The sequence below is a fragment of the Kribbella sp. NPDC050470 genome (genome assembly GCF_044458365.1).
Taxonomy (GTDB): Bacteria; Actinomycetota; Actinomycetes; order Propionibacteriales; family Kribbellaceae; genus Kribbella.
In genome coordinates this window covers 562,603-584,693 of record NZ_JBITHV010000003.1, presented here as the reverse complement: position 1 = coordinate 584,693, position 22,091 = coordinate 562,603, and the positions used below count along the sequence as shown (strand labels likewise).

General features: G+C 69.6%; 22 protein-coding genes and 1 riboswitch. Of the genes, 9 read left to right on the top strand and 13 right to left on the bottom strand.

Annotated elements, in window-relative coordinates; genetic code table 11:
• Positions 1-55 precede the first annotated feature (55 nt).
• The 4 genes from ACIBGM_RS11370 (at position 56) to ACIBGM_RS11355 (ending at position 2,474) form a co-directional block, all read left to right on the top strand.
• On the top strand, positions 56-865 hold the full coding sequence (locus ACIBGM_RS11370) for a PaaX family transcriptional regulator C-terminal domain-containing protein (RefSeq protein ID WP_396385296.1): 810 nt from the start codon (positions 56-58) through the stop codon (positions 863-865).
• Between the two features lie 56 nt (positions 866-921).
• Positions 922-1,242: a hypothetical protein gene (locus tag ACIBGM_RS11365; protein ID WP_396385295.1), complete on the top strand. Its 321-nt coding sequence runs from the start codon at positions 922-924 to the stop codon at positions 1,240-1,242.
• Positions 1,239-1,376: a hypothetical protein gene (locus ACIBGM_RS11360; protein WP_396385293.1), complete on the top strand. Its 138-nt coding sequence runs from the start codon at positions 1,239-1,241 to the stop codon at positions 1,374-1,376. Before ACIBGM_RS11365 ends, ACIBGM_RS11360 begins: the two co-directional genes overlap by 4 nt.
• Positions 1,377-1,559: 183 nt before the next feature.
• Complete coding sequence (locus ACIBGM_RS11355) at positions 1,560-2,474, top strand: hypothetical protein (protein ID WP_396385292.1); 915 nt, start codon at positions 1,560-1,562, stop codon at positions 2,472-2,474.
• On the opposite strand, the gene ACIBGM_RS11350 is transcribed toward ACIBGM_RS11355, so the two are convergent.
• On the bottom strand, positions 2,471-3,100 hold the full coding sequence (locus ACIBGM_RS11350; RefSeq protein ID WP_396385291.1) for a hypothetical protein: 630 nt from the start codon (positions 3,098-3,100) through the stop codon (positions 2,471-2,473). The two genes, ACIBGM_RS11355 and ACIBGM_RS11350, sit on opposite strands and share 4 nt — an antisense overlap.
• Positions 3,101-3,279: 179 nt before the next feature.
• On the opposite strand from ACIBGM_RS11350, the gene ACIBGM_RS11345 reads away from it, so the two are divergent.
• Entirely contained in the window at positions 3,280-3,954 is a 675-nt protein-coding gene (locus tag ACIBGM_RS11345) for an alpha/beta fold hydrolase (protein WP_396385290.1), read from the top strand.
• Here ACIBGM_RS11345 and ACIBGM_RS11340 read toward each other — a convergent pair.
• Both ACIBGM_RS11340 and ACIBGM_RS11335 read right to left on the bottom strand, forming a co-directional pair.
• Positions 3,941-5,314: an L-serine ammonia-lyase gene (locus tag ACIBGM_RS11340; protein WP_396385288.1), complete on the bottom strand. Its 1,374-nt coding sequence runs from the start codon at positions 5,312-5,314 to the stop codon at positions 3,941-3,943. The genes ACIBGM_RS11345 and ACIBGM_RS11340 overlap by 14 nt on opposite strands.
• 79 nt (positions 5,315-5,393) lie before the next feature.
• A riboswitch (glycine riboswitch) is annotated at positions 5,394-5,499 on the bottom strand.
• A complete protein-coding gene (locus ACIBGM_RS11335; RefSeq protein ID WP_360517918.1) occupies positions 5,497-5,850 on the bottom strand; it encodes a DUF3817 domain-containing protein in 354 nt (117 codons plus the stop codon). Its footprint overlaps the riboswitch before it by 3 nt.
• Before the next feature lie 124 nt (positions 5,851-5,974).
• On the opposite strand from ACIBGM_RS11335, the gene ACIBGM_RS11330 reads away from it, so the two are divergent.
• A complete protein-coding gene (locus tag ACIBGM_RS11330; protein WP_396385286.1) occupies positions 5,975-7,447 on the top strand; it encodes an alpha/beta hydrolase in 1,473 nt (490 codons plus the stop codon).
• A 49-nt stretch (positions 7,448-7,496) separates the two neighbouring features.
• Here ACIBGM_RS11330 and ACIBGM_RS11325 read toward each other — a convergent pair whose 3' ends face one another.
• The 3 genes from ACIBGM_RS11325 to ACIBGM_RS11315 form a co-directional block, all read right to left on the bottom strand.
• On the bottom strand, positions 7,497-7,724 hold the full coding sequence (locus ACIBGM_RS11325) for a hypothetical protein (protein WP_396385285.1): 228 nt from the start codon (positions 7,722-7,724) through the stop codon (positions 7,497-7,499).
• A gap of 200 nt (positions 7,725-7,924) precedes the next feature.
• The gene (locus tag ACIBGM_RS11320) at positions 7,925-9,355 is read right to left on the bottom strand and encodes an aminopeptidase P family protein (protein ID WP_360517927.1); all 1,431 of its coding nucleotides are present in this window, start codon (positions 9,353-9,355) and stop codon (positions 7,925-7,927) included.
• An 87-nt stretch (positions 9,356-9,442) separates the two neighbouring features.
• On the bottom strand, positions 9,443-10,189 hold the full coding sequence (locus tag ACIBGM_RS11315) for a GntR family transcriptional regulator (RefSeq protein ID WP_396385284.1): 747 nt from the start codon (positions 10,187-10,189) through the stop codon (positions 9,443-9,445).
• Between the two features lie 101 nt (positions 10,190-10,290).
• Between ACIBGM_RS11315 and ACIBGM_RS11310 the strand changes: the two genes are divergently transcribed.
• Both ACIBGM_RS11310 and ACIBGM_RS11305 read left to right on the top strand, forming a co-directional pair.
• Positions 10,291-13,884, top strand: coding sequence for a hydantoinase B/oxoprolinase family protein (locus ACIBGM_RS11310; protein WP_396385282.1), 3,594 nt, complete (start codon positions 10,291-10,293; stop codon positions 13,882-13,884).
• A gap of 288 nt (positions 13,885-14,172) precedes the next feature.
• Positions 14,173-14,577 carry a hypothetical protein gene (locus ACIBGM_RS11305; RefSeq protein WP_396385281.1) on the top strand — a complete coding sequence of 135 codons (405 nt, stop codon included), beginning with the start codon at positions 14,173-14,175 and terminating at the stop codon, positions 14,575-14,577.
• A 99-nt stretch (positions 14,578-14,676) separates the two neighbouring features.
• On the opposite strand, the gene ACIBGM_RS11300 is transcribed toward ACIBGM_RS11305, so the two are convergent.
• Both ACIBGM_RS11300 and ACIBGM_RS11295 read right to left on the bottom strand, forming a co-directional pair.
• Entirely contained in the window at positions 14,677-15,036 is a 360-nt protein-coding gene (locus tag ACIBGM_RS11300; protein WP_396385279.1) for a hypothetical protein, read from the bottom strand.
• Between the two features lie 114 nt (positions 15,037-15,150).
• The gene (locus tag ACIBGM_RS11295; RefSeq protein ID WP_360517942.1) at positions 15,151-16,152 is read right to left on the bottom strand and encodes a helix-turn-helix domain-containing protein; all 1,002 of its coding nucleotides are present in this window, start codon (positions 16,150-16,152) and stop codon (positions 15,151-15,153) included.
• Positions 16,153-16,208: 56 nt separating this feature from the next.
• Between ACIBGM_RS11295 and ACIBGM_RS11290 the strand changes: the two genes are divergently transcribed.
• Complete coding sequence (locus ACIBGM_RS11290) at positions 16,209-16,847, top strand: HD domain-containing protein (RefSeq protein WP_360517945.1); 639 nt, start codon at positions 16,209-16,211, stop codon at positions 16,845-16,847.
• 5 nt (positions 16,848-16,852) lie between these two features.
• Here the strand turns inward: ACIBGM_RS11290 and ACIBGM_RS11285 are convergent, their stop codons facing one another.
• The 5 genes from ACIBGM_RS11285 to ACIBGM_RS11265 form a co-directional block, all read right to left on the bottom strand.
• Positions 16,853-17,197 carry a UBP-type zinc finger domain-containing protein gene (locus ACIBGM_RS11285; RefSeq protein ID WP_360517948.1) on the bottom strand — a complete coding sequence of 115 codons (345 nt, stop codon included), beginning with the start codon at positions 17,195-17,197 and terminating at the stop codon, positions 16,853-16,855.
• Positions 17,198-17,303: 106 nt separating this feature from the next.
• Positions 17,304-18,305, bottom strand: coding sequence for a proline racemase family protein (locus ACIBGM_RS11280; RefSeq protein WP_396385278.1), 1,002 nt, complete (start codon positions 18,303-18,305; stop codon positions 17,304-17,306).
• Positions 18,302-19,204, bottom strand: a complete 903-nt coding sequence (locus ACIBGM_RS11275) for a dihydrodipicolinate synthase family protein (protein ID WP_360517954.1) — start codon at positions 19,202-19,204, stop codon at positions 18,302-18,304. The genes ACIBGM_RS11280 and ACIBGM_RS11275 overlap by 4 nt, the downstream gene beginning before the upstream one ends.
• On the bottom strand, positions 19,201-20,925 hold the full coding sequence (locus ACIBGM_RS11270) for an FAD-dependent oxidoreductase (protein WP_396385277.1): 1,725 nt from the start codon (positions 20,923-20,925) through the stop codon (positions 19,201-19,203). Before ACIBGM_RS11270 ends, ACIBGM_RS11275 begins: the two co-directional genes overlap by 4 nt.
• Positions 20,922-22,082, bottom strand: coding sequence for an NAD(P)/FAD-dependent oxidoreductase (locus tag ACIBGM_RS11265; protein WP_396385276.1), 1,161 nt, complete (start codon positions 22,080-22,082; stop codon positions 20,922-20,924). Before ACIBGM_RS11265 ends, ACIBGM_RS11270 begins: the two co-directional genes overlap by 4 nt.
• Positions 22,083-22,091 lie beyond the last annotated feature (9 nt).

Sequence of the window (22,091 nt, the reverse complement as noted above, 5' to 3'; positions counted from 1 at the left end):
GCATCATGAGAGGATGAGCGCAGCGAACCACTGGGAACGGCTCCGAGGAGACGCCATGAAGCCACGGTCGATCGTCTTCGACCTGTTCGGCGACTACATCCGGTACCACGGCGGCGAGGTGCGGCTGCGGACGCTCACCGCCCTCCTGGAGTGCTTCGACGTCGGCGAGAGCACGGTGCGCGTGGTGATGGCGCGGCTGCGGCGCGAGGGCTGGTTCGACACCCGGCGGGACGGCCGCGAGACCGTCTACGCGCTCAACGACAAGAGCTGGCGGCTGCTCGACGAGGGCCGGACCAGGATCTTCGAGAGGTCCCGGGAGCCGTGGGATCGGCAGTGGTCGATGGTGATCTACTCGGTCCCGGAGAGCGAACGCGGTCTGCGTGAGGAGCTGCGGAAGGAGCTGGCCTGGCTCGGGTTCGGGCCGTTGGCGTCGTCGACCTGGGTTTGTCCGCACAACCGGCTGACTGAGGTCCAGGAGCATTTCGCGGACCAACCCGCCGTACGGCTGGATCTGCTGCAGTGCACGTCGTCCGGGTTGTCGCGCGACCGGGAGATGGCCGCGCGGTGCTGGGACCTGGAGTCGCTGGACGCGGACTATGCCGAGCTGCTGCGCACGTACCGGCCGCGGATGAAGGCGTACCGCGGCGGCGGCGTGTCACCGCGGCAGGCGCTCGTCGAGCGGATGGAACTCGTGCACGACTACCGGATGTTCCCGTTCCGCGACCCCGACCTCCCCGAAGAGCTCCTCCCGGCCGGCTGGCACGGCCGCGAGGCCCACGACCTCTTCCTCCAGGCCCACGAAGCCCTCAAGGACCCCGCCACCCGCTTCTTCCGGGACCTCTCCACCACCGACCGAGTCGCCTGACCCGTCAACCAAACCACTCTCCAGTCGACCGAACAACGTTGTCATATGTCAGATTCTTGACGGACGGCGTACACATGCACTTCAATCCTCCCCCGCCGACCGCCCCGCAGCTGCAGAACACCGGCATCTGGCCGGCGAGCCCCACGATGATCTGCCACACCAGCGCCTACCGCTCCGGCGAGTTCCTCAACCAGGGCTGCGTGTACGACGACCAGGGCGCCCAACTGGTCACCGCGGTACGCCGGGTCGGTCGGGTAGGTGTAGGCGAAGGTGAGCGAGTGCCGGCCGAGAAGTTCGTCACCGTGCACGGCCGGACCGGTGACATCACCGACGCGGCCACCGGAAAGAAGACACCGGTAACGTCGCGGTCGTCGTGACCGGTGCGGGTGTGGAGACCGGGTCGACGGTCCCGGTCAACGCGTACACGACGGAGTACCGGACCAAGCCGGCTCCGGTCAGCGCACCGGTCGCGAACCAACTCGACTCACCGCCACGAACATCCGGACGGTGACGATCGACCCGCCTCAGGCCAAGGTGACGTGCGACGCGGACCTGAACGTGACGACCGACGGACCGCTCACGGTTCGCCTGATCGGTTGCGCGGATCACAACTTCGACTGACCCCCTCGCTTAGACCCCTGTGCCCGCATACCCTTTGCGGCACAGGGGTTTGGGGAGACCTGGGGGGAACTGCATGAATCGCTTTGCTGTGCTGTGCGCGGGTTTCGTCCTGCTCTCCGGCTGCAGCGAACCACCCATGGTCGACAGCACCTCGACCACGCCCTCGATCAGTACGCCGCCGGTCGAGGCTCCGGGGGTCTCGACGCCAGTCGGTCCGCTCGGCTCGGCGGCGTACCAATCGGAACTGACGAAGATCGAGCAGGGTCTGGCAGGTGACCTGCGCGCGCTGACCCGGGTCCGCACCGCCGAGGCGCTGACCCAGACGATGGACAACCTCGCCGCATCCCTCAACGCCGCGGCCGAGGACTTGGCCGAGCTGACGGTCACCCGCCGGCTCGCCGGTGTCCACAAGGTCTTGTCCGGCGGCCTCGAGGCTGCCGCCGACGCCCTGTCCACCTCGGATCGGACCGAGTCGAACGCCCGCTGCGGCGGCGTCGCCTACACGTCGCAGAAGGTCCAACGCCGGTTGCGGGCGGACCTGAGCAGCGCGATCGTCGCGCTCCGCAAGCTCGACCTCCGCTTCGGCAACTCCCTGCCCGACCCCGGGCCCGAGCCGGAAGCGGAGACCCCGGCCAACGGCGACACCCTGGTCCGCCGCGGTCCCGCCGGTTCCGGGCGGCTCCGGGTCATAAACGGTACGGCGAACGACGTCGCGATCTCGATCGTCAGCACCGGCCAGCCGCCGAGCAAACCGCACGTGATGACGTACGTCGAGGCCGGCAAGACCGCCACCATCAGCCGGATCGGCGGCGCCTACTCGCTCTACTTCAAGAGCGGCACCGACTGGAGCCCGTCGCGACGCCAGTTCAGCGCGGACTGCTCGTTCCAGAAGTTCGAGCGCTCCTTCGGCCGCAACCAGTCCTGGCAGGTCGACCTGAAACGCACGATCACCGGCAACGCACCGACCACGGAGGTCGAGGCGTACTAGAGCCCGAGGGTGTCGAGGATCGCGGTCAGGACGCCGCCGAGCGTCGGCGGGTCCGGGTCCTCGGGGTCGTCCGGAGTGGTCGGCGGGTTCGTCGGGGTGGTCGGCGGCGGGTCGGTCGTGGTCGGCGGCTCGGTGGGCTGCGTCGTGGGATCGCCGGTCGTGGTCGTGGTGGTCGGCTTCGGCGGCAGCTTGGTGGCCGGCGGTTGAGTCGGCTCCTGGTGGTCGACCAGCTCAGGAGTCGGCTTCGGCGTCGGGCACGGGGTGGCCGGCTGCCCCTCGGTGGTGACCACGGCCGGCGCCGTGGTGGTCGTTGTCGAGGGCAACGGCGGGGTCTCGCCCGGAGTCGGCGGCTGGGTCGGGACCGGGGTCTCGGAGCCGCGCGGGACGGACGGGCCGCTGGTCGGGACCCGGCTGCTGGGCTCGAGGCCGGCGACCGGGTTGGCCGGTTCCGGGCCGCCGCCGGGCAGCGGCAGGAACGCCGCGCCGATCCGGGGACCGCCGAGCAGGGCGATCAGCACCAGGACGGCGTACAGGAACAGGAGACCGCCTGCCACGAACCCGGCCTGGCGCAGCCGCTGACGGTTCTGCCAGGGCGGGCGGGCCATAGCGGCAGAGATCGGCTTCACAAGTCCCGCAGGTTATCGGCTGATCCGGCGCTTGAAACAGTCCTTGGAAGAAATTCCACACTAGATCGCAACTATTCGGCATGTCCGTTCCGTTACGCATTCGTAGAATTGCAGTGCGTTAGCTGATGACGCGCCAATCCGGCCTGCGGCCGCGGTCATTGATGTGGAAGCCTGCTCTCATGTCTGCACTGGTGCTGCTGCACGGCCTCGGAGCCAACGGCCGGGTCTGGGACGCCTGGCCGCAACCGCGGTTCGCCCCCGACCTGCCCGGACACGGCTCGGCCGCCGCGCTGCCGTCGTACACCTTCGGCTCGATGGCCGCCGCGGTCACCGAGACCCTTCCGGTACGGCGTGCCGTCGTCATCGTCGGCCACTCACTCGGCGGCGTGATCGCCCTCGAGCTGGCGAGCGGCCGGTACGGTGTCGAGGTCGACCGCGTCGTCGCGGTCGGCGTGAAGGTCGCCTGGACCGAGGACGACCTGGGCCGGGCGGCCGCGTTGGCGCAGAAGCCGATCGCCTGGTTCGACACCCGGGAGGACGCGGCCGCGCGGTTCCTGAAGGTCTCCGGCCTGCAGGGACTGGCCGACCCGAGCGACCCGGTGGTCGAGCACGGCCTGGCTGAGGTCGACGGTCGCTGGCGACTGGCCATGGACCCCGGCACGTTCGGCGTCGGCGCCCCGGACATGCCGAAGCTGATCGCGGAGTGCAAGGCCGACCTCGTCCTGGCGCGCGGCGAGGGCGACCCGATGAACACCGACGAGGAGCTCCGCGCCCTGCACGACCAGGTGGTCGTCTACCCGGGGCTCGGGCACAACGCCCACGTGCAGGACGCGGGGCTGCTCAGCACTCGATGACGTTGACGGCCAGGCCGCCGCGGGACGTCTCCTTGTACTTGATCTTCATGTCGGCGCCGGTCTCGCGCATCGTCTTGATCACCTTGTCCAGGGTGACGACGTGCACGCCGTCGCCGTGCATCGCCATCCGGGCCGCGTTGATCGCCTTCACCGAGGCCATCGCGTTGCGCTCGATGCAGGGGATCTGGACCAGCCCGCCGACCGGGTCGCAGGTCAGGCCGAGGTTGTGCTCCATCGCGATCTCGGCCGCGTTCTCGACCTGCTGCGGGGTGCCGCCGAGCACCTCGCACAGGCCGGCCGCGGCCATCGAGCAGGCCGAGCCGACCTCGCCCTGGCAGCCGACCTCGGCACCGGAGATCGAGGCGTTCTCCTTGTAGAGCACACCGATCGCGCCGGCGGTCAGCAGGAACCGGACGGCGCCGTCGTCGCTCGATCCCGGCACGAACCGGCGGTAGTAGTGCAGCACGGCGGGGATGATGCCCGCGGCGCCGTTCGTCGGGGCGGTGACGATCCGGCCGCCGGACGCGTTCTGCTCGTTCACCGCGAGCGCGAACAGGTTGACCCAGTCCATCACCTTGAGCGGGTCGACCGACCACGGGTCCGACCTCAGCCGGGTGTGCAGCGCGTGCGCCCGCCGCGGCACCTTCAGGCCGCCGGGCAGGATGCCCTCGGTCTCGCAGCCCTCGCGGACGCAGTCCTGCATCACCTGCCAGATCCGCAGCAGGCCGTCGCGGATCTCGTCCTCGGTCCGCCAGGCCAGCTCGTTCGCGAGCATCACCTCGCTGATCGACAGCTGCGACTCACGGCACCGGTCGAGCAGCTCGGCGCCGGTGCTGAAGTGGTACTTCAGCGCGGTGGTGTCCGGCACGATCCGGTCCCCGGCGGCCGCGGTCTCGTCGACCACGAAGCCGCCGCCGACCGAGTAGTAGGTGCGCTCCCGGAGCACCTCGCCGTCCGCCGTACGGGCGGTGAACATCATCCCGTTGGGGTGGTACGGCAGCGCCTTGCGCCGGTGCATCGTCAGGTCGGTGTTCTCGTCGAACCGGATCTCGCGCTCGCCGGCGAGCATCAGCCCGCCGCATTCGCGGATCGTCTCGACCCGGGCGTCGACGGAGTGGGTGATCACGGTCTCGGGGTCCGCGCCCTCGAGACCGAGCAGGACGGCCTTGTTGCTGCCGTGGCCGTAGCCGGTCGCACCGAGCGAGCCGAAGAGCTGAGCCTCGACCCTCGCCGTCCGGGCGAGCAGCCCGTCGTCGGCCAGACCGAGTGCGAACGTGCGGGCGGCGCGCATCGGGCCCACCGTGTGGGAGCTCGACGGGCCGATCCCGATACTGAACAGGTCGAAGACGCTGATCGCCATCGTGTGGAGGTTCCTTCCGGTCGCCGTTGACCGTTTGGTGTCCTCCCCGCTCTGTCAGACGGACGTCTTCCAGAGGTGCCTCGCCCGTACGGTGAAGGTGCCTGAGAGATTCTTGGGGAGAGTTGCTCCTACGGCGCCCGGGTCCAGGATGTCTCCCTGGCCCGGGACTCTCCCGCACGGGTTCATGCGGCTGTTGAGTTGACTGACGTCCGTGACGGTACGGCGGCCTGCTGGCCGCCGTCAATCCGGCCGGTCCGCACCGCCCAGATCTCGAAGAACCAGGTGAACAACGGGGGAACGCCGGCTGCCAGCGCGGCCAGGGTGACCGGCCAGGACCAGCGCAGCGGGCCGCGCACGACCAGCACGGTGAGCACGTAGACGACGAAGATGCCGCCGTGGATCGGGCCGAAGATCTTGACCCCGAGCTCGTTGTCGGACAGCACGTACTTGAACAACATGCCGATCAGCAACCCGGTCCAGGAGACCGCCTCCGCGATCGCCACCCACCGGAACCACACCGCGTGCTTTGTACTCATCAGCGACCGACCCTAACAAGTCCCCCAAGGCGCACCCGGGGTCGGCCGGGGGCTCGTCCCCGATGTGGCCGAGCAAACGGTTGCCGAGGATCGAGGGAGTTTCCGCAGACAGGAGATCTCCCTGATGAGATTCAGACAACGCGTCCTCGCGTCCGGAGTGGCGCTGGGTGTCGCGACCGCCGGCCTCGTGACGCTGCCGATGCCGGCCGTTGCCGAGACCACGGTGCAGTGGGCCGACTGCAAGCCGGAGGGCAAAGACAAGCCGGAGGTGGTCGAGGGCTCGCAGTGCGCGACTCTGCAGGTCCCGGTCGACTGGCACAACCCGGACGGACCCACGTTCGGGCTGGCGATCGCCCGCCGTACGGCGAAGAACCCGGGCGACCGCGTGGGCGTGCTGGTGTGGGGCCCGGGCGGTCCCGGTGACTCCGGTGTCGACCGGGTGAAGACCGGGATGAGCCGGTTCAGCCAGCGGGTGCAGGACCGGTTCGACGTGGTCAGCTTCGACCCGCGGGGCATCGCCCGGAGCAACCCGGTGAAGTGCTCGGCCGCGTTGCTGGCCAAGCAGCCGTCGCCGGTCATCAAGAGCCAGGCCGAGTTCGCCGCGACGATCAGCTACAACCGCGACCTGGCCGCCGACTGCCGGTCCAACACCGGTCCGGTCTACGACCACATCGACACCTGGCAGACAGTCCGGGACGTGGACGCGATTCGCGCCGCGCTGGGTGAGTCGGCGATCTCGTTCCACGGCAGCTCGTACGGAACGCTGCTCGGGGCGCAGTACGCCGAGACGTACCCGAAGCGCGTCCGGGCGATGGTCGTAGAGAGCGTGGTCGACCACAGCGCCGACTCGGCTCGCTCGTTCCTCGACTCGCAGGCATGGGCTGCTCAGGACTCGTTCGACGAGTTCGTGAAGTGGTGCGTGAGTACGACGGCCTGCGCGCTGCACGGTCGGGACATCCACGCGCTGTGGGACGACCTGCTGGCCCGGGCGGATCGCGGTGCGGTGCCTGATCCGCAGAGACCGACGCTGCCGATCACGCCGTACTGGCTGAGCTTCAACGTGTTCCGCATGCTCTACGGACCGCGCTGGACCGACCTCGCGACCATGCTGAAGACCCTCGACGCCAGCGCGCCGCCGACCGGGCAGCCGCCGGTGCCGACCGGCCTGGCCTCCAACACGCTCGCGGTCTTCTGCCAGGACTGGAACCTCCCGGTCCGCAACTACCAGGAGTACGCCGGCCTGCTCACCCGACTGGCCCGGAACAACCCGGACATGCGCTACCCCGGCCAGCTGATGGCCGTCTCGATGTGCCTCGGCATGCCCGCGGCGGACAACCCGCAGCACCGGCTGAAGGTACGCGACCTGGACGACCCGATCCTGCTGATCAACGCCCGCCACGACCCGGCCACGGGCTACAACTGGGCCCGCAGCGTCGAACGCCAGCTAGGCCGGTACGGCGTTCTGTTCACCTACGAGGGCTGGGGACACGGCAGCTACAACAGCAGCCCGTGCATGCAGAACACCGTGGACGCCTATCTGCTCACGCTGGACGTGCCGAAGCGCGGCACGAGCTGCGCCGCCGTACCGCCCGTGTAGGTACTGCCCCGGGCAGGCGTCTCCCAACCAGACGCCTGCCCGGGAGTCGTCAGACCGGTACTCCGGTCACCTCGAGCACGCGGTCGAGGTGGTCGCCGCGGACCATCCGGCCCGACAGCAGACGGAGCTCGGCGCAGGCGGTCTGGAGTGCCTGCGTCTGGGATCGGCAGTTGTCGACGTACCAGAACGGGTCGTCGGGCTGCGGATCGTCGGCGTCGTCGATGTCGGCGTACCAGTGCCGGCCGCCGCAGTGCACCACGCGCACTCGTAGGTTCATCTCGCTACCCCCGTGTCCCCAGGCAAACCGGAGTCCCCCGGGCTCCAGCTCGGCCGGCTCGGCCCTGGCGCGTGGTCGCGGCCCCCCACTGCCACGCGCCGGGCCGATTCGACCCTCCCCCGCTCGCTACATCGTTGCCGGGGGCTTCGGTGTTACTGCTTGTGACGAATAATTTTGGGTGATTTCGCGGCTACCGCGCGTCAGACACGGCCTAGGTGGGACTGGGTCCAGTTCTCCAGGCCGTCGGCCGTGATCGGCAGGTCGGCGGTGAGGATCTCGAGGCGGTCGGAATGCACGACGACGTTGTCCTCGATCCGGATCCCGATGCCGCGGAGCTCGGGCGGCACGGTCTCGTCGTGCGGGTGGAAGTACAGCCCCGGCTCGACCGCCAGCGCCATACCCGCCTCGATTTCGCCGGCGAAGTACGCCTCCGGCCGGGACGCGTCGCAGTCGTGCACGTCCAGGCCGATGTAGTGGCCGGTGCCGCAGACGATGTACCGCCGGTGCTGCTGGCCGTCCGGGCCGAGCAGTTCGTCGAGCGACACGTCCAGGAGCCCCCAGTCCCGCAGCCCTTCGGCCAGCGTGCGCAGGGCGGCGTACTGGAAGGCCCGGTACGGCGCTCCGACCTTGACGGCGTCGAGTGACGCCAGCTGCGCCTTGTGGACGAGGTCGTACACCTGCCGCTGGGCGTCGGTGAACTCACCCGTCGCCGGGAAGGTCCGGGTCACGTCGGCCGTGTAGAGCGTCCGGGTCTCGACGCCGGCGTCGAGCAGGATCACGTCGCCCTCGTTCACCGGGCCGTCGTTGCGGACCCAGTGCAGCACCGGCGCGTGCTTGCCAGCGGCAACGATCGAGGCGTACCCGACGCCGTTCCCGGCGGTCCGCGCGCGCCGGTCGAAGGTGCCCTGCAGCCACCGCTCACCGCCGCCGCGGATGGCCTCCGGCAGCTCCTTCGCGACGTCGCCGAACGCGAGCACGCTGGCCGCGACGGCCTCGCGCAGCTGGTCCAGCTCCCAGTCGTCCTTGATCCGGCGCAGCTCGGCCAGCGTCTGACGCAGCGAGTTCCCGTCGGTCGGCGAGGTCCGGACCAGTGCGTCCAGCAGCGGCTCGACGCCCGGCGTCGACAGCATGAACGGTACGGCGCCGCGCACCGCGGCCGGCAGCTCCTCGATCGGGCGGCAGGCGATCTGCAACGCCTCCGACCAGTCCTTCAGCCCCGGCACCGGGCCGACCCACAGCTCACCGTCGCGTGCGTTCGCGAAGAAGTCGGCCTCGCCCGGCCCGGCCGTCTCCCGCAGGTACAACGTCGCGTCGCCGTCGGCCGACATCACCAGTACGGCGCCTTCGGCCTGGCAGCCGGTCAGCCAGACGAAGTCGCTGTCCGCCCGGAACGCGTAATCGGTGTCGTTCGACCGGACCGGCGCCCGGCCGGCCGCGACCGCGATCCGCCGCCCCGGCAACGCCGCAGCCAGCTTCATCCGGTGCTCGGCGGCCGCCTCCGCCAGCCCCTCGGGCACGGTCACCGAACGGTCCACCGGACCCCAGCCACGCGAGATGAACTCCCGGAACCCCTGGGCGTCGATCGGGCGGTAGGACTTCGGTGTGTCGTCGGTCCGGTCGTCTTCGGTCATGTGCTGAGCTCCCCTTTGCAACTGACGGTTACAGCCATCAACTCAGGTAGGAGCAGGGGCGCGCAAGCCCTTATCCGAAGTCGTGGATCAGCGGGCGCGGAAGGCGTCCAGCAGGCCCTGCTCGGAGTCCAGAAGGTACTGGTGGAGGTCGGCCGCCGCCTGCTCGTACTTCCGCGCCTCGAGCAGCTCGAACAGCCCACGGTTGCGCGCGATGTACGGCTCGTGCAGCTCCTGCGGCGTCGCGATCACGTGGAAGACAAGACGCAACTCGGCCAGCAGCCGACCGGTGACCGCATTCATCCGGGCACTGTCGGCGAGCCCGATGAGGTGCTCGTGGAACCGCATGTTCGCTGTGCCGACCGCCGGCCAGCGCTCCGCCAGCGCGGCCGCCTCGGCCGCCTCGACATCGTCCAGCAGTGGCTCGAGCCGGGTGGCCGGCAGCTCCGGATCGCGCTCACCAAGACGCCGGACGACGTCCACCTCGAGCACCCGGCGAAGCCGGTACAGGTCCACCACATCATGTTCGTCCAACTCTGGCACGAACACCCCGCGGTGCAGCTTGTAGACGAGCAGTCCCTCATGAGTGAGCAGCCGGAACGCCTCGCGCAGCGTGTTCCGGCTGACCTCGAGGACCTCGGTCAGCTCCAGCTCCGAGAGTTGAGCACCAGGCGGCAGCGCACCCTCGGTGATGCTCCGGCGAAGGATGTCGGCCGCGCGCTCGGCCGAACTGCTGCGGTCCAGCCGCGCCACGTCGGCCGCTACTCCGCGCAGCCATGCCTGCCGACCCTCGTCATCTGTCCGCTGACCTGCGCCCACCTCTGCATCATCGCCCACGCCGCACATTGCACGGAAATCTGGTCGAACGAGGCCCTTGCAGGATTGTTGAACAATCTCTAGGGTCGGAATCACCGAACGATGCTGGAAGGCGGAATCGAGTGGCGCAGAAGTGGGAGTTCTGGATCGACCGCGGCGGCACCTTCACCGACGTTGTCGCGCGACGCCCCGACGGCCGGCTGATCGCACACAAGTTGCTGTCCGAGGATCCCGGCCGCTACCGGGACGCAGCGATCGAGGGCATCCGGCGATTGCTCGACGTGCCTGCCGGCGAGCGCCTGCCGACCAAGCGCATCGACGTGGTCAAGATGGGCACCACCGTCGCCACCAACGCCCTGCTCGAGCGCAACGGCGAACCCACCGCTCTGGTCATCACCAAGGGATTCCGGGACGCACTCCGGATCGCGTACCAGAATCGTCCACAGATCTTCGCCCGCGAGATCGTGCTGCCCGAACTGGTCTACTCCCGGGTGATCGAAGCGGAAGAGCGCGTCGCGGCGGACGGCACACTCGTCGTCCCCCTCGACGAGCACGCCGTGACCCGGGACCTGCAGCAAGCGTTCGACGACGGGCTGCGATCGGTCGCGGTGGTCTGCGTCCATGGTTATCGCTACACCCGGCACGAGGTCGCGATCGGCGAGATCGCCCGCCGGATCGGCTTCACACAGGTCTCCCTGTCGCATGAGTGCAGCCCATTGATGAAGCTCGTCTCGCGAGGCGACACCACCGTCGTCGACGCCTACCTCTCGCCGATCCTGCGCCGGTACGTCGACCAGGTGGCCTCCGAACTCGACGGCGTCCGGCTGATGTTCATGCAGTCCAACGGCGGGCTCACCGAGGCGCACATGTTCCGGGGCAAGGACGCGATCCTGTCCGGACCGGCCGGCGGCGTCGTCGGGATGGCGCGCACCACCGCCGCGGCCGGGTTCGACCGGGTGATCGGCTTCGACATGGGCGGCACCTCCACCGACGTGTCGCACTACGCCGGCGAGTTCGAGCGAGAGCTGGAGACCCTCGTCGCAGGGGTGCGGATGCGGGCTCCGATGATGAGCATCCATACGGTCGCGGCCGGCGGCGGGTCCATCCTGGCCTTCGACGGCAGCCGGTACCGGGTCGGGCCGGACTCCGCCGGCGCCGACCCGGGGCCGGCGTCGTACCGCCGGGGCGGACCGCTGACGGTGACCGACGCGAACGTGATGCTCGGCCGGATCCAGCCGGAGTTCTTTCCGGCGGTTTTCGGCGAGGGCGGTGACGAGCCGCTCGACGCAAGCGTCGTACGGCGGAAGTTCGCCGAGCTGGCCGAGGCGATCGGTGACGGGCGCAGCCCCGAGGAGGTCGCGGCCGGGTTCGCCGAGATCGCCGTCGCGAACATGGCGAACGCGATCAAGAAGATCTCCGTCCAGCGCGGGTACGACGTCACCCGCTACACGCTGGCCACGTTCGGCGGCGCCGGAGGTCAGCACGCCTGCGCCGTGGCCGACGCGCTGGGCATGACCCAGGTGCTGATCCACCCACTGGCCGGGGTCCTGTCGGCGTACGGCATGGGGGTCGCGGATGTCGCGGCGCTCCGCGAGAGAGCAGTCGAGGCACCGCTGAGTGAGGCTCTGCTCCCGGATCTCGGCAAGGTCCTCGGCGAACTCCAGGCCGATGCCGGAGCTGAGCTCGAGCGCGAAGGCATCCCGGCCGGCCGGATCACCGCGATCCGCCGGGCACTGCTGCGCTACGACGGCACCGACACCGCAGTTCCGGTGCCGGTCGGCACGATGGACGCGATGGTCGCGGAGTTCGAGGCCGCCTATCGGCGGAGATTCTCGTTCCTGATGCCCGGCAAGCAGATCGTCGTCGAAGCAGTGTCGCTGGAACTGCTGGGCGCGGCCGCGGACGGCACCGAGACCTGGGACCGTCAGGCCCGCGCGAGCGATGCCTTGCAAGCGGTGGCCCGGGTGCCGATGTTCTCGGCCGGGGCATGGACGGACGTCGACCTCTACCAACGCGGCGACATCATGCCCGGCGACACTGTCGACGGGCCGGTCGTCATCGCCGAGGCCAACGCGACGACCGTGGTCGAGCCGGGCTGGCGGGCCGAGGTGAACGAGCTCGGCCATCTGCTGCTCAGCCGCGTGGCGGCACGACCGGTTCACCAGGAACTCGGAACCGAGGTCGACCCGGTACTGCTGGAGATCTTCAACAACCTGTTCATGTCGATCGCCGAGCAGATGGGTGTTCGGTTGCAGAGCACCTCGCAGTCGGTGAACATCAAGGAGCGGCTGGACTTCTCCTGCGCACTGTTCGATGCCGAGGGCAACCTGATCGCGAACGCCCCGCACATCCCGGTCCATCTCGGTTCGATGGGCGAAAGCATCAAGATGGTCATCGCCGCCAACGCCGGCCGGATGGCGCCCGGCGATACCTACGTACTCAACAATCCCTACCGCGGCGGTACCCATCTGCCCGATGTCACCGTGGTGACGCCGGTCTTCGACCGCGCCGGCAACGACATCCTGTTCTACGTCGCCTCCCGCGGGCATCACGCGGAGATCGGCGGAATCACGCCCGGCTCGATGCCGTCGAACAGCACTCACATCGACGAGGAAGGGGTGCTGATCGACAACTGGCTGCTCGTCACCAACGGCGGGCTGCGGGAGCGCGAAACCGTCGACCTGCTCAGCTCCGCGAGGCATCCGTCGCGCAACCCGGCGACGAATATCGCCGATCTGCGCGCTCAGGTCGCCGCCAACGAGAAGGGCGTCGAGGAGTTGCTCGCGATGGTCGACCACTTCGGGCTCGACGTCGTCTCGGCGTACATGGAGCACGTCCGCCGCAACGCCGCCGAGGCAGTTCAGCGGGTGATCCCCACCCTGCGCGACGGCAGTTACAGCTACGAGCTCGACTCAGGAGCGCGGATCGACGTGTCCGTCCGGGTTGATGCCGGCGCGCGGACAGCCGAGATCGACTTCAGCGGCACCTCCGAACAGCAGCCCGGCAACGGCAACGCCCCCTCGTCGGTGGTCATGGCTGCCGTACTGTACGTGTTCCGCACCCTGGTGGACGACGAGATCCCACTGAACTCGGGCTGCCTGGAGCCGCTGCGGGTCGTCATCCCGCCCGGTTCGATGCTGGCGCCGGAGTACCCGGCCGCGGTTGCCGCCGGCAATGTCGAGGTCTCGCAGGCGGTCACCGGAGCGTTGTACGCCGCGCTCGGCATCCAGGCGGAGGGCTCCGGGACGATGAACAACGTGACGTTCGGCAACGACCGGTACCAGTACTACGAGACAGTGGCCAGCGGGTCCGGTGCGGGCAACGGCTTCGCAGGCGCCGACGTGGTGCAGACCCACATGACCAACTCCCGGCTCACCGACCCGGAGGTCCTGGAGTGGCGCTACCCGGTGCGGCTCGACAGCTATGAGATCCGCGAGGGCAGCGGAGGCGGTGGCCAGTGGCGCGGCGGCGACGGTGGCCGGCGCCGGATCCGCTTCCTCGAGCCGATGACCGTGACCACGCTGGCCAGTCACCGCCGGATCCCGCCGTACGGGATGGGCGGTGGCCGCACTGGCAGCCTTGGCCGCCAATGGATCGAGCGCGTCAGCGGTGCCGTGACGGCGATGGACGGCTGCGACTCCGTTCAACTGTCCGCCGGAGACGTGTTCGTCATCGAGACGCCCGGAGGTGGCGGCTACGGCCCACCTCCCAACTGAACCCGCAGTCGGCCCGGGCAGAAGGTCTCCCAAGGTGGGGCGAGCGCCTGCTCCATGGCGACAAGACTTACCTGGTGGTCACCGCACTGGTGGGCGGTAGCCACAGCTCATGACATCCTGCTCGCCAACGCCGGTCAGCCGATGGACCACCATCGGATCGGCCGGCACGGAACCTCACCCACATGCGCCTACACACCCGCCCGCAGCGTGTCTGTCCGGTGTCAGAGCGGTGTCAGTCCGGACCTGGATGGTTGCTCCATCACCACAACAAACCAAGGAGCACACACCATGTCCGTCACCCTCACCGACCAGGACAAGACCACCCTCGCCGTCGCCGCGCACGGCGCCGTCGCACTCGTCGCCGCTGCCGGCATCAAGTCGGCCGGCAAGATCGCCACCGCCGGAGCCCTCGCCCTGTCCGCCGCCACCGGCCCGGTCGGGCACGCGCTGGCCGACAAGCAGAAGGGCCTGAAGCTCCACGGCAAGTCCACCGCCGAGCTCGCCGACACCGTGCTGCCGGCCCTGACGGCCTCGATCACGCTGCTGAAGCAGCAGGACCCGGCCGAAGCCGGCAACTTCCGCAGTACCGTCCTCACCGCCGTCGAGGCCGGCGCCCGCGCCGAGCGCGGCGGCCCCGGCCCCGCCCTGACTGAGATGACCCGCAAGATCACCGGAGCCCTCGACGCCGCCTGACGGCTTCCGGACCCGCGACCCACCCTGCTGCCCGCCGTCGACCACCACGAACATCTCGAGGTGGTCGACGGCAGCAGGCGGTCGCCTTCTGCGCGTTCGTCAGACGCGGATCCAGTCGGTGCAGGTGTCGGCGCCGGTGCCGTGGTTGGTGTTTTCGCAGAGCTTCATCCAGATGGCGCCGACCGGGAAATTGGCGGTGTCGCAGCCGCGGTCACCACCGTCCCACTCGATGACCGGATCGCGGTCCGGTCCCTGCGTCCAGATCCCGTAGACCGCGTTGCCGTCGACCTCACGGTCACAGACGCTGCCGCTGCCGTGCGTCTCGCTCACCGTGATCAGGTCTTTGCCCTGGTGCGCGTAGTTGTAGTGCGCGGCAGCTGTCGGAGCCGTTGCGGTGAGCAACGAACCTACGGCGACCAGAGCGGCGCCGCCGACGGCCAGGTGGCGGATCTTCTTCATGACTCTCCCGAGACAGTTGTCGAACTGAGTAACGCAGTCAGTCTCGGCGTCCGTTTCCGCCCTGTCGTTGGCACAGCGCGCACACCTCTTGCCCATGAGCGCACTTGGGGGACCTCAACCGGTGGCGCGGAAGCGGCGGAGGTAGTTGGTCGGGGTGGTGTTCAGGTGGCGGGCGAAGGCGCGGCGGAGGGTCTCGTCGCTGCCCAGGCCGCTGAGGCGGGCGGCTGTGGTGATGCTGTGGCCGTCGAGGAGGAGTTGCTGGGCGCGGTCGAGACGTACGCGTTCGACCCAGCGGCCCGGGGTGGTCTGCAGTTCGCTCTGGAAGAGGCGAGTCAGATGCCGCGGGCTGAGCGCCGCTGACGCCGCCATTGTCGACAGGCTGTGGTCAGCAGCCGGATCGGCGACAACGGTCTCGGTCACCGCACGGAGTGGATCGCTGCGGACCGGAGGCGTCGCCATCGCCGCGGAGAACTGCGACTGCCCGCCCGGCCGCTGCATGAAGACGACCAGTTCACGCGCGATCTCGCGCGCCAACTCAGGGCCGTGATCGGCCTCGACCAACGCGAGCGTCAGGTCGATCCCCGCGCTGATGCCGGCCGACGTCACGTACTTGCCGGCCTTGAGGTGCAGCGCATCGGGCTCGACCTCCACCCGTGGATAGCGCCGCGCCAGCGTCTGCGCGTGCCGCCAGTGTGTGGTGGCCCGCCGTCCATCGAGTACGCCGAGAGCCGCCAACACAAACGCACCGGTGCAGACCGAGGCGACCCGGTCGGCGCGATCGGCGAGGGTGCCGACTGCCTTCAGGAGGTCGTCGGGGACTCGGTCGACCAGGTGATCGGCGCCGGCGACGAGCACGGTGTCGAACAGCCCGGCCTCGGCCGCCGCGATCGTGCTCGCCAGCACCGGGCCTGAGGACGTCGTGACATCCCCACCGGAAGGCGAGACCAGCACCGGCGCATATCGCCGACCATAGCGGCGGCTCCCGTCGCCCTCGCGCCTGTTGGCCTGGTGGAGGACCTCGAGCGGGCCGCTGACGTCGAGGAGCGTCACGTCGTCGAACACCACAAGGGCGATCCGGTGTGTCCGGATCTGTGGTTTATGTGGCGTTGTGGACATGGTGCCAGCGTAGCCGCATCCGCGAGGGTTGAGGCAACCAAACGAAAGGAAGCGCGATGAGCGAGGAGATCGCCGGGGTCGAGATCCCGGACAGCGTTCTGGTCAAGGACGCGACCGAGCTGGTGCGAGACGCGGCATCACCGCTGCTGTTCGACCACTCGCGGCGGGTGTTCCTGTTCGGGGCATTGCGCGGCCGGCAGCAGGGGCTCACGTTCGACCCGGAGCTGCTGTACGTCGCGGCGATGTTCCACGACCTCGGGTTGACCGAGCCGTTCCGTCGTACTGATCAGAGATTCGAGATCGATGGCGCGGACGAGGCGCGGAAGTTCCTGCAGGCGCATGGCGTGACCGGGCTGCCGGCGGACCGGGTGTGGACGGCAATCGCGCTGCACACGACGCCCGAGATCCCGCTACACATGGACCCCGAGATCGCGCTGGTCACGCGCGGGGTCGAGCTGGACGTACTCGGCATCGGCTACGACGCGATCACCGCCGACCAGCGCGCGCAGATCGTCGCCGCCCACCCCCGCCCCGACTTCAAGAACCGCATCCTCACCGCCTTCACCGAAGGCATCAAACACCGCCCCCAAACAACCTTCGGCAACGTCAAAGCCGACGTCCTCACCCACTACCTCCCCGACTTCCACCCCACCGACTTCGTAGAAGTAGTCAAAAACTCCAACTGGCCGGAGTAACCCCGTCAGCGGTTGAGTTTGGTTTTCCAGTCGGGGGGGACGTTGCCGCCGGGGACTGGTTGGGTTTCGGGGCGGGAGTGGGGTGGGGCGAGGGTGGGGCCGTCGTAGTACTGGGACTCGCCGTAGTGCCAGAACCAGTCCTCGCCGGGCTCGAAGCTCTGCACGATCGGGTGGCCGCTCTCCCGGGCGTGCGCCGACGCGTGCTGGGCGGGCGACGAGTCACAGCAGCCGACGTGGCCGCACTGTGCGCACCGGCGGAGGTGGAACCACCAACCGCCGATCGCCAGACAATCCCCGCATCCGGTCCCACTGGGCGGTACTGCGCTGTCGATCCCCGGCGTCTCCGTCATGCCCGCCATCCTCGCCTGCTTCCCACCCACGGACAAGCACCACCACGGACACGCACCTCCCTGCGGGCCGAGCACCTCCCGAGCGGGGCAAGCACCAGGACGACGGTCAGAGGGTGAAGCCGGTGGGGAAGGGGTCGTCGGGGTCCAGGAGGTACTGGGCCATGCCGGTGATCCAGGCTCGGCCGCGGACGGTCGGTACGACGCCTGGGCGGTCGCCGACTGTGGTTGCCTCCAGCAGACGGCCGGTGAAGGACGTGCCGATGAACGACTCGTTGACGAAGTCCACCCCCAGCTCGAGCTCACCGCGCGCATGCAACTGCGCCATCCGCGCACACGTCCCCGTCCCGCACGGAGAGCGGTCGAACCACCCGGGATGGATCGCCATCGCGTTGCGCGAGTCGCTCCCGTTCCGACCGGGCGCGGTGAACTGGACATGTTTGCAGCTGTGGATGCCCGGGTCCAGCGGGTGCACCGGCCGGTCGGTGGCGTTGATCGCGGCCATGATGTCGAGGCCGGCCTGGAGGATCCGGTCCTTCTCGGCCCGGTCGAACGGGATGCCGAGTTGCTCCAGCGGCAGGATCGCGTAGAAGTTCCCGCCGTACGCCATGTCGTAGGTGACCGTGCCGAGGCCGGGAACCTCCACCGAAGCGTCGAGTGCGTGACTGTACGCCGGGACGTTCTGCAACGTCACGTGCTCCGCCCGGCCGTTGCTCACGGCAACGTCCACCACGACCAGCCCGGCCGGGGTGTCCAGCCGGACCTTGGTCACCGGCTCGGTCACCTCGACCATGCCCGACTCGACCAGCACGGTGGCGACGCCGATGGTGCCGTGACCGCACATCGGCAGGCAGCCGGACACCTCGATGTACAGCACTCCCCAGTCCGCGTCGGAGCGCGTCGGCGGCTGCAGGATCGCGCCGCTCATCGCCGAGTGACCGCGCGGCTCGTTCATCAGGAACAGCCGCAGGTCGTCCAGGTGCTTGAGGAAGTACTCGCGCCGCTCGGCCATCGTCGTACCGGGGATGACGCCGACGCCGCCGGTGACGACGCGGGTCGGCATCCCCTCGGTGTGCGAGTCGATCGCGGTGATCGTCCGGACGGACCTCATCGCAAGCTCTCCACTGCTTTCTTCATGTCCTGCTCCAGCTGGGCGACGTGCTCGGGGACCAGCGGGCCCCGCGGCGGGCGGCACGGGCCGCCGTACCGGCCGACGTAGTCCATGCCGTACTTGATCGCCTGGACGAACTCGACCCGCGAGTCCCACCGGAACGCGGCGACGAGCGGCTCGTAGAGCGCCCGCGCCTCCTCCAGCTTGCCCTGTACGGCGAGGTCGTACAAACGCACCGACTCCTTCGGGAACACGTTCGGGAACCCGGCGAACCAGCCGGTCGCCCCCATCAGCAGCGCCTCCAGGGTGAGATCGTCGGCGCCGGCGATGACGGCCAGGTCCGGGGCCAGCTCGCGGATCTCCAGGATCCGGCGGACGTCACCGGAGAACTCCTTCACCGCGACGATGTTGTCGAGCTGCGCGATCTCGGCGAGCAGGTCCGGGGTCAGGTCGACCTTGGTGTCGATCGGGTTGTTGTAGACCATCACCGGCAGCCCGGCCTTGGCGACCTCGCTGAAGTGGTGGATCACCTCGCCGCGGTTCGCCCGGTACATGGTCGGCGGCAGGCAGAGTACGCCGTCCGCGCCGTCCTCGGCCGCCTTCTCGGCCCACGCGCGGGCCTGGTGCGCGCCGACGCCGTGCACGCCGACGACCACCACACCGTCGTCGCCGACGGCCTCGATCGCGGTCTTGGCGACGGCCCGGCGCTCGTCGTCGGTCAGCGACGAGTACTCCCCCAGCGAGCCGTTCGGCCCGACGCCGCGGCAGCCGTTGTCGACCAGCCAGCGGCAGTGCTCGGCGAACTTGTCCAGGTCCGGCCGCAACCCGGCGGGCGCGCTCGCGTCCTCGGCGTACGGCAGTGCGGTGGCGACGATGACGCCGTCCAGCTTCTCGGTCACAGTTCCTCCTCGGTCGGCCCGGCCTGGGCCTCGGCCAGATCGCGCAGCCGGACGGGCACGGCGATCGGTCGTTTCATTGATGGATCGGGTACGTCGTTGGGCCCGGCCAGCGCGGCGACGGTCCGCGAACAGACCCGCCCCTGGCACAGCCCCAGTCCGGCCCGGCTGGTCAGCTTCAGCGCCCGCCCGTCGGCCACACCCCGCTCGGCGACAGCCTCTTCGATGTCGCCCCGCGTCACTTCCTCACACCGGCAAACCACGGTCTCCGGCCCACTCCACGCCCGCCACCCACCCCGCACCGGATAAGCCTTAGCCAACGCAACCGCAAACCGCCGGCCCTTCACTACCTTCTTGTGGGCCCCTTGGGATACCGCCTGGCGGGCTGCGGCGGCGCCTGCTACTCGGCCTTCGGAGGCGGCGAGATCGGCGCCTCCGATGCCGGTCAGCTCGCCGGCTGCGTAGACGCCTGGGGTGGTGGTCTGCTGGTTGGCGTCGACGACCACCGCTGGACCGCCGTCCGGTCCGGTGGTCAGCTCGCACCGGGCCGACACCACCAGCTCCAGCTGAGCGTTGAACCCGAAGCCAAGACAGACCGCGTCGACCTCGACACGGCGCTCGGTGCCCGCGATCGGCATCCAGTCCGCGTCCACCCGCGCGACGGTGACCGCCTCAACCCGCTCGTCGCCGTGCGCGGCGATGACCGTCGAGCCGTGCTTCAGCGGGATGCGGTGCCGGGCGAGCAGGACGCCGTACCCGAGCGCCTCGCGAAGCTTGCCGGTAGCAACCAACGGGTCGGTAGCCCAACCGCGGCGGACAGTCTTGATGCTGTTGGCTTCGAGCAGCGCAACGACCTCCGCACCGACGCCGACCAGCGACTCGGCTACCGGCAGAAGGAACGGTCCGGTGCCGGCCACCAGCACGCGCTTCCCGACGGCGACCCGTTGACCCTTGGCCAGCGCCTGCGCCGCGCCGGCGCTGTAGACACCCGGCAGATCCCAACCAGGGAAGGGAAGCACGCGATCGTAGGCGCCGGTCGCGAGCACGATCGCCTTCGCCTCGACCGCGAACAGCTCGCGCCCCACGCTGTCCGCCGGCCCGCGCTGCACCCAGAGTTTGTTGCCCTGCTCGAGCGCCCAGACCGAGGTCTCCGCCAGGTGGGTGATCAGAGGATGCGCCGCAAGCCGGTCCCGCCTGGCCACGAAAGCCTTCCACCCATGCTGAAACAGCTCAGGCCGCTCGCCTGCAAGCGCCACCTGCCGATTGAACTGCCCACCCACAGCCAGCGCACTGTCAATCAGCAGCACACTCACCCCAGCATCCGCAGCAGCCAGCGCCGCCGCGACGCCGGCCGGCCCACCCCCAACCACCGCAACCTCAGCCACCCACGGTGGGGTGGTGCGGTGCACCGCAGCACCCGCCGACGGAGCGTCCCGGCTCGCCTCCCCTGCCTCACCCGGCCCGGAGGGCCGGGGCAGCTCCGCACCTTGTTGGGTGGTGATTTCGTCGCCGTTGTGGAGGAGTCTTTGGCAGGCGCGTACGTCGGGGGTGCCGTTGACTACTACCAGGCAGTCGTGGCAGGCGCCGATGCCGCAGAAGACTCCGCGCGGGCGGCCGTTGACGCGGGTGGTTCGCCACGAGTCGCGGCCCCTGGACAGGAGTGCGGCGGCGACTGTTTGGCCGGGCTTGGCGTTGATCGACTCGCCGTCGACGGTGATCTTCATGAGGCGAGCACCGCCGGCCGGTCGACGCGAAACGGGTCCGCAGGGATGTGTGGAACGAGGCCAAGGAAGAGCTCGGTGACGAGGCGGCCGGTGGAGGCGGCCAGCCCGATGCCGGCGCCTTCGTGGCCGGTCGCGTGCCAGAGGCCGGCGATCCGCGGGTCCGGCCCGATGACCGGCAGGTGATCGGGTGCGTACGGCCGGAAGCCGCCGTACGTCCGCATCACTGGCACTTCTCCGAGGAACGGGAACAGCCCGACCGCCTTCCGTGCCAGCTCCCGCAGTACCTGCACCCGGATCGAGTCGTCGAACCCGATCCGCTCGCGGCTCGACCCGATCAGCACGGTCCCGGCCCGCGTCGACTCGACAACTGTCGACGTCTGCAGCTCGGCGTCCCCGCTCCCGACCGCGCCGACGTAGTCCGCGTCGTACACCTTGTGCCGCACGCACTCCGGCAGCGGCGCCGTCACGAGGATCATCCCCCGCCGCGGAAGCACCTGGATCGGCGCACCCGCAGCAGCACCGAAGGCCCCCGCCCAAGGCCCGCAAGCGTTCAGCACCGCACCACAAGCAATCTCGCCATCAGACGTCGACAGACCGACAACCCGACCCGCGACCGTCCGCACCCCGAGCGCATCGACCCCCGACCGCACCGAGCTCCCACGATCCCGTACGGCGATCAGCAAGGCCGTCGCCGCCAGCACCGGCTGGAGTTGCGCGTCGTCGGGATAGTGCACCCCGATCGTCACCTTGCGCGTGAGCAGCGGCTCGAGCTCGAACGCCTCCGCCGGCGTGATCACTCGCGCGTCGACACCGGCCGCCTGCTGCTTGGCCGCGAACTCCTTCAACGGCCCCGGATCGGTCGTCGCCACGACGACCCCACCCTTGGATTCCCACTCGACATCCGCGACCCGCTCCGGCAGCCGCGCGAGTACGGCGCCCCACTCGGCGCGCGACGCGATCGCCAGCTCGAGCTCGGGGCCAGGCTCCTTGTCAGAGACGAGCACGTTGCCCTCGCCGGACGCCGTCGTACCGGCGGCAACGGCGTCGCGGTCGACCACGACGACCTTCACACCGGCCGCGGTCAGCGCCTCCGCGCAGGCCGCGCCGACGATTCCAGCGCCCACGACAGCCACGTCGGCCGTCGCAGTTCCGGGCATCGCAGCATC

Bases quoted from the DNA above. Each gene is read 5' to 3' on its own strand.
- ACIBGM_RS11330 (WP_396385286.1), top strand. From the start codon at position 5,975: ATGAGATTCAGACAACGCGTCCTCGCGTCCGGAGTGGCGCTGGGTGTC.
- ACIBGM_RS11265 (WP_396385276.1), bottom strand. From the start codon at position 22,082: ATGCCCGGAACTGCGACGGCCGACGTGGCTGTCGTGGGCGCTGGAATC.
- ACIBGM_RS11280 (WP_396385278.1), bottom strand. From the start codon at position 18,305: ATGAGGTCCGTCCGGACGATCACCGCGATCGACTCGCACACCGAGGGG.
- ACIBGM_RS11370 (WP_396385296.1), top strand. From the start codon at position 56: ATGAAGCCACGGTCGATCGTCTTCGACCTGTTCGGCGACTACATCCGG.
- ACIBGM_RS11300 (WP_396385279.1), bottom strand. From the start codon at position 15,036: ATGAAGAAGATCCGCCACCTGGCCGTCGGCGGCGCCGCTCTGGTCGCC.
- ACIBGM_RS11270 (WP_396385277.1), bottom strand. From the start codon at position 20,925: ATGAAGATCACCGTCGACGGCGAGTCGATCAACGCCAAGCCCGGCCAA.
- ACIBGM_RS11355 (WP_396385292.1), top strand. From the start codon at position 1,560: ATGAATCGCTTTGCTGTGCTGTGCGCGGGTTTCGTCCTGCTCTCCGGC.
- ACIBGM_RS11290 (WP_360517945.1), top strand. From the start codon at position 16,209: ATGAGCGAGGAGATCGCCGGGGTCGAGATCCCGGACAGCGTTCTGGTC.
- ACIBGM_RS11295 (WP_360517942.1), bottom strand. From the start codon at position 16,152: ATGTCCACAACGCCACATAAACCACAGATCCGGACACACCGGATCGCC.
- ACIBGM_RS11335 (WP_360517918.1), bottom strand. From the start codon at position 5,850: ATGAGTACAAAGCACGCGGTGTGGTTCCGGTGGGTGGCGATCGCGGAG.
- ACIBGM_RS11305 (WP_396385281.1), top strand. From the start codon at position 14,173: ATGTCCGTCACCCTCACCGACCAGGACAAGACCACCCTCGCCGTCGCC.
- ACIBGM_RS11285 (WP_360517948.1), bottom strand. From the start codon at position 17,197: ATGACGGAGACGCCGGGGATCGACAGCGCAGTACCGCCCAGTGGGACC.
- ACIBGM_RS11325 (WP_396385285.1), bottom strand. From the start codon at position 7,724: ATGAACCTACGAGTGCGCGTGGTGCACTGCGGCGGCCGGCACTGGTAC.
- ACIBGM_RS11340 (WP_396385288.1), bottom strand. From the start codon at position 5,314: ATGGCGATCAGCGTCTTCGACCTGTTCAGTATCGGGATCGGCCCGTCG.
- ACIBGM_RS11345 (WP_396385290.1), top strand. From the start codon at position 3,280: ATGTCTGCACTGGTGCTGCTGCACGGCCTCGGAGCCAACGGCCGGGTC.
- ACIBGM_RS11320 (WP_360517927.1), bottom strand. From the start codon at position 9,355: ATGACCGAAGACGACCGGACCGACGACACACCGAAGTCCTACCGCCCG.